This window comes from Nostoc sp., assembly GCF_036916655.1.
Taxonomy (GTDB): domain Bacteria; phylum Cyanobacteriota; class Cyanobacteriia; order Cyanobacteriales; family Nostocaceae; genus Nostoc.
In genome coordinates, this window is sequence record NZ_JBALFY010000129.1 from 1 (window position 1) to 5186 (window position 5186).

The 5186-nt window shown below is 43.8% G+C and carries 5 protein-coding genes; 1 reads left to right on the top strand and 4 read right to left on the bottom strand.

Features of this window, described 5'->3' with window-relative positions; all coding sequences use genetic code 11:
- Positions 1–22 precede the first annotated feature (22 nt).
- The gene (locus tag V7L31_RS32410) at positions 23–541 is read right to left on the bottom strand and encodes a YncE family protein (protein WP_334700033.1); all 519 of its coding nucleotides are present in this window, start codon (positions 539–541) and stop codon (positions 23–25) included.
- Between the two features lie 591 nt (positions 542–1132).
- Here V7L31_RS32410 and V7L31_RS32415 point away from each other — a divergent pair.
- Complete coding sequence (locus V7L31_RS32415) at positions 1133–1711, top strand: cytochrome b (protein ID WP_334700034.1); 579 nt, start codon at positions 1133–1135, stop codon at positions 1709–1711.
- Between the two features lie 615 nt (positions 1712–2326).
- On the opposite strand, the gene V7L31_RS32420 is transcribed toward V7L31_RS32415, so the two are convergent.
- From V7L31_RS32420 to V7L31_RS32430, 3 genes are all read right to left on the bottom strand, one after another.
- Entirely contained in the window at positions 2327–3682 is a 1356-nt protein-coding gene (locus V7L31_RS32420; protein ID WP_334700035.1) for an ABC transporter ATP-binding protein, read from the bottom strand.
- Positions 3670–4299 (bottom strand): energy-coupling factor transporter transmembrane component T, encoded by a 630-nt coding sequence (locus V7L31_RS32425; protein ID WP_334700036.1) that lies wholly within the window; start codon positions 4297–4299, stop codon positions 3670–3672. Before V7L31_RS32425 ends, V7L31_RS32420 begins: the two co-directional genes overlap by 13 nt.
- A 79-nt stretch (positions 4300–4378) precedes the next feature.
- Positions 4379–4774, bottom strand: coding sequence for a hypothetical protein (locus V7L31_RS32430; RefSeq protein ID WP_334700037.1), 396 nt, complete (start codon positions 4772–4774; stop codon positions 4379–4381).
- Positions 4775–5186: the final 412 nt, after the last annotated feature.

Below are 5186 nucleotides of genomic sequence, written 5' to 3' on the forward strand. Positions count from 1 at the left end.
TTTTTGAGATAAATGTAATTTTTTACTCATTTTCTATCAAGCAAATTCCGTAATAACCGATTGTGACAGTTAAGGGTGCGGAATGTGGGTTAAAAGTGAACACTTTCTGGGACACAGAATCATAGACGATGGCATCTGGGTTAGAACCAGTTTTAACTTTTCCTATAACTTTTAGTGTCTTTAAATCGAAAATAGTAGCTGTTGCTGCTTTGCCATTACTGGTAAAACCACGATTTAATTCTGGGGCAATGGCAACACCATGTACTCCTGGAGTATCACTAATTTCCCCCACAACCAGCCCAGTGTCAACATTTAATACTATTATCCTTGTGGAGCGCGTAATGTATAGGCGACGGGCAGCACTATCCAATGTCAGGTAATCCCATCCTCCTTCTCCACCCAGAGGAATTTTTTTGACTAATTGGTAGTTATGAGTTGGTGATGTGCCACTAATTACCGCATTGTCAAAGCACAAGCCAGAACCAGTGATTAACACAGAAGCAATAGCTGTGCCAATTCTACGATTAATTATAGTGTTCAAAAATATATTCCTTTATTGTTACAGTTGTTTTTCGGATATTAGCAAAATTAAATTGTATTTTCCTAGACAAAGTTATTGCAGAACAAGTAGGGGATAGAGTGTTGGGGTGGTAATGTACTAGAAAACACATAGTAAATGTCTAACGGTTTACCCGTCGTAGGCGATGCCGGAGCCATCGCTATGCATCCTCTTTGAAGGGCGCACACCAACAGTTATTTCCGTGCAGATGTGATGGTCTACAACCGAGTTTATAGTCATTGCTGATTTTTATTTTTTGTAAGTCTCTAACTCTTACACCACCATGACTAAACTCATGGTTATAGTCATGACTTTTTTATCTAGTGGTACCCTATTTTGTCGATTATATTTGTTGCAAACCAAGAAATTATTCTCTTACTTTCTGAAAAGTTAGCTATTAGTTTAACCGTCCTGATACCTGGTAATTTTTACTTTACTTGATGCTATCAATAGCTGAGAAAGTATGCATGTATTATTAAATTTTTCTAGGATTAAATAAAGTACAGCGCTTCCGGCTATTATGCAATACAGTTTTCTCCTCGCCCTCTCGTATCAAAGCTTTTAGATTTGAGAATGTACCTCATAGCTGCCGTAAGTGCTGTAACGGTCATGACGACACCTAAAATCAAAAAGATTACACAACAGCGTTTATGGTTTCTACATTGGCTGATGGCAAGTTTCTACTTGCTTTTGTTTGCTGGTGGAATTTACATGACTCACTTAGGACGTGATGTTTTCTATCGACGACCTTTGTATGACTTCCACAAAACTCTTGGAGTTATAGTCATGAGTTTGTTACTAGGACGAATTACTGTCCTGTTACGTCTTCAGTTAAACAAAAAACGTTTATCACAGCCAAAAAAGAATTGGATGCAAACATTTGTTGTCCATACATCTCTGTACTTATTTATGATATTTGTCCCTTTAAGCGGTTACTTGTTATCTAATGCTGGTGGTCATGACATCATTATCTTCGGTACTAATATTGCTTTTCCACAGCTATTTGTTAAGAATAGGCAATTAGCCCTTTTGGGTACAAACTTACATTTTTGGTTATCTTACACTTTTCTCGTTTTCATTATTTTACACACCCTACAACAATGGAGATATTTACGGGGTATTTGGCGGAGATTCTATAAAATGTCAGTGTAGTTTTTAATTATCTGAGGGCAATGCCTGGGGCGGTAAACTACGCATCCTTAACTTTTCCTCGCTTGATTGGGAGAGCGACACCGATAGCATAGCGTTAGCGACGTAGGAGCGTCACAGCCCGCCGTAGGCATCGCCTATAAACAGCAATTCTCATTTTAAGGTTTCATGACATTTAAACTCTTGCAGTCAGAGGATTTTACAATTATTAACGAATGTGGGGAGCGCTGAAATGGCGCATAATCGTTTCAAAATGAGAATTGCTGACTTGACTGTACGTTCGCTCATTTTGTCAGGGTGAAAGGAATTAATGCCTTACTGTCCAAGGAAAAAACCTGATTTTGGATCTTAATCAAGCTGATACCGTGTAATACTTGGAGAAAAAAGTATGGCGATCGCGATTTCATCTCGCATCAAGAGATGTTCTGGCTATTCAACAACCCAGAAATTACTAAACAGCAATCTCAGAAGCATTTTCACTGGATGGCACGGCGGCTCAGTACTTTCATTGGCAATTACAAGAGCCAAGGAATTTCATCTCAGTTTCTGCGAACAACAAAAAACAGTATCAATTGAAGAGTTTAAAGAAAAAAAGACAACCTTCTCTAATTCCTACTTTCATCGAGTAGAAAGTTCAATTTGTCTGGCGTGTAGAGCCACCGCCGTGATCGGATCATGAGAGGTCAGAATTAAAGCACCTCCTTGTTGAGTAAACTGCTGAAGCACTTGCAGCATCAACGACAAAGAGTGAGGATCTTGTCCAACCGTGATTTCGTCTAATAAACAAATTTGAGGCTGTCTTGCCAATACGGCTGCCAACGCTAAACGACGTTTTTGACCTTGCGAAAGCGATTGTGGATGTTGCTCAGAAAACGCTTGTAGACTGAGTTGCTCTAGCAACATATCGGCTCGTTTAGAAATGACACCAGGCTGCAAAATCTCTGATCGCACGCTGTCGGCAAACAGTTGATGATTCGGATTTTGCAAGACGAACCCCACAACGGCAGCAATCTGTACGACACTACGTTGGCTCATCTCTTTTCCCAAGATTTCTAACTGACCTGTAGTAGGCTTGAGCAAGCCACTCAGAAGTTTAAGCAGGGTCGTTTTTCCACAGCCATTGTCGCCCTTGAGCAAAACGGTTTCTCCAGCATGAACTTGGAGATCGGGGAAAGGTGGATAGTCATTCCAACTGAGTTGCTGGGTTTGTAGCAAGATCGATGATGCCGATTGAGGTTGAATCGTTGGATAAACCTTCGGCGGTATCGGTTCTAGCGGTTGCTCCGACAGTTTTCCCTTCTGAACCAAGAAGGTGCGATCGCAGATCGACTGCACCCGATCAATTCGATGTTCGACTAAGATCACCGTTTGTCCTCGATCAACCCGTGATCGCAGTAAGCGCAATAATTGCTCAACGCCTGATGCATCCAGGTAAGCGAGCGGTTCATCTAACAACAGCACCGGCTGTTCTAAAATTAACAAACTCGCCAGCAGTAACCGTTGCTTCTGTCCCGCAGAAAGCTGCTGGATTGAACAATGTTGTTGCGCGGCTAAGCCAAATTCGCTCAGTGCAGCCATCGCCATTTCAGGGATTTGCTGAGGCGAGACTTGCCAATTTTCTAACCCAAAGACAATCTCTTCCCAAACTTGATCGGTAAAGATTTGTAGTTCTACATTTTGGAGCAGAGTGCAGAAAAACTGTGATCGCTGCCGCACCGATTGCTGACCAACTTCTTTTCCTTGGTAAAGAATGCTGCCGCTGAGTGTCCCGCCAGTATGGTTGGGAGCAATTCCAGCAATGCAATTGAGCAAGGTACTTTTGCCGCTTCCGGTTGCACCCGCAATCAGCACGAGTTCGCCTGCATTCACGCTCAAATTCACATCAATTAGGGTCGGTTGGGAAGTGGTCGAATGCCGGAACGTCAGGTCGATGACTTCCAGGATCGGGGGTTGAAGCAGCGTTACGGGTGCCATTCGAGGTATCCTACTTCACTAAATAGCACAACAGCACCGACGACAAACACAGTATCGGCAAGTTGCCATCTAAGCGGGCGGCTATTGCTGCGAGCAATCGTTGGATCGTATCCGCGCGTTTCTAGCCCAATCGTCACGTCATCTGCATACGCCACTAACCGAAAAATCAACGGTAGAAATAGCCCTGGAAACCACTGCCGAGGCTGACGTGCCAAACTCACACCTCGGAGTTGATTGGCTTCAATAATCCGTTGGATCTCTTGCTGCATTAGAGGCAAAAATCGCCAAATGAGCATCACACTGAGTACGAGAAAACCGGGTAATCGCACTGCCTGCAATGCTCTAACTAAATCACTCGGCGCAGTTGTACTGGCTAGCAAAGGTGCTGGAAACGCGATCGCAATCAGTCGCAACGTACTGAGTAGCGCCATCTGTTGATCACGGAAGATCGCCAAGATTACCCCTCCACTGCCAAGTGCGATCACACCGTATCCCCAAACTTTGAGCGGCAGGCGAACAAAGAAAAGAGCAATCACGAACAAACTGCCAACTAAGAGTGCGATTGCAGCGAGCTGGTGCAAGAGTAGAGCCGCGATCGCGACAATCAGACAAACCATCAATTTGAGCAGCGGGTTAATTTGAACCAGCACTCTAGAGTGTGATCGCGGTGCTATACGGGTCCGTCTTTGCTTATCCCTAGTCATCGACATTCAGTTTCCCGGCTTTGCGAAGTTGCCCAACCGCTTGTTCTCCTAGCCACCAACCGATCACCCCCGTGAGTCCAGCCGCGATCGTGAACAATAACAGGACAAGCGGTTGGCTTACAAGTTGCACAAATGGCGCAGATTTTCCCCCTCGAATCAGATTGGCAGCGAGCAATATACCGATTAGATTTGCACTGCTAAAAAACAGGACATTTCCCAATAGCCGATGTCGTTTGCTCCGGTAGTTGCCAAGGAAAAATATCACACCCTCTGTGATCACAACTGTCACTGCAAGATATAGCGTAATAATCGGCGAGAGGAATCCGAGAATCAGTGCCAGCGGCAAAATCATTAGAGCAACACTTCCTCGTCGCTGTAGACGTGCCATGCCTAACGTCAGAAAAATGCCGCCCAAGGGTGCCCACGCTAAAAGCTGTAGTCCAGGAGGAATGAACGGACCGACGACGACCACCGACAGAATCATCCCGATCGTCATAAAAGCAGCAAAAACAAAATCTCTTAATTGCCAGGAACTTCGCATCGAGAACACTCAGAAATCAACAACGATAAAGCTAAAAAATGACAATGCATTTGAGATGCACTTGAGGCAGAAACCACTACGCTTCTATGAAGCCTCTATGATAATTAAAACAGATTATTTATGTAACTTAGCCTTGTAGTTTTGCCATCATTGCGGCCTCATCCCAATACTTCTCGGTTAAGAACAAAAGCAAGGTAAAGTGATAATTGTTCACCAAGAAGTGCGATGGGAAAAATTGGTGCTGCTAAAAGATTTTTCG

Excerpts from the sequence above, each read along its gene's own strand:
- V7L31_RS32415 (WP_334700034.1), top strand. The coding sequence starts at position 1,133 with ATGTACCTCATAGCTGCCGTAAGTGCTGTAACGGTCATGACGACACCT.
- V7L31_RS32420 (WP_334700035.1), bottom strand. The coding sequence starts at position 3,682 with ATGGCACCCGTAACGCTGCTTCAACCCCCGATCCTGGAAGTCATCGAC.
- V7L31_RS32425 (WP_334700036.1), bottom strand. The coding sequence starts at position 4,299 with ATGGTTTGTCTGATTGTCGCGATCGCGGCTCTACTCTTGCACCAGCTC.
- V7L31_RS32430 (WP_334700037.1), bottom strand. The coding sequence starts at position 4,774 with ATGGCACGTCTACAGCGACGAGGAAGTGTTGCTCTAATGATTTTGCCG.